Annotated in this window: 1 protein-coding gene; it reads left to right on the top strand. The window is 71.1% G+C overall.

Features of this window, described 5'->3' with window-relative positions:
* Nucleotides 1–261: GNAT family N-acetyltransferase (locus QN350_RS19845; RefSeq protein ID WP_323517243.1), on the top strand; the 261-nt coding region annotated here is incomplete at its 5' end.
* Nucleotides 262–273: the final 12 nt, after the last annotated feature.

Raw genomic sequence — 273 nt, 5'->3', positions numbered from 1 at the left:
ATCCGTCGGTTCGATGCCGGCACCGCCGAGGTGAAACGGCTGTGGACCAGCCCGGACCACCGCCGGAAGGGCTATGCCGCCGCGGTGCTCGGCGCGCTCGAAGACCTCGCCCGCGAGCTCGGCTACTCCCGACTGCGCCTCGAAACGGGCTACAAGCAGCCGGAGGCCCTCGCCATGTACCGCAGCCTCGGCTACACCGAGATCGGCAACTACGGCGTCTACGAGCACGCGACCGGCTTCGAGCGGACCCTCGCCCCCTAACCGGGCCGCCGC

Origin of the sequence: Cryobacterium sp. 10I5 (assembly GCF_035019865.1) — a bacterium.
In the GTDB taxonomy this organism is placed as follows: domain Bacteria; phylum Actinomycetota; class Actinomycetes; order Actinomycetales; family Microbacteriaceae; genus Cryobacterium; species Cryobacterium breve_A.
The sequence above is the reverse complement of the archived record's forward strand: the minus strand, read 5'-3'. Positions and strand labels throughout refer to the sequence as shown.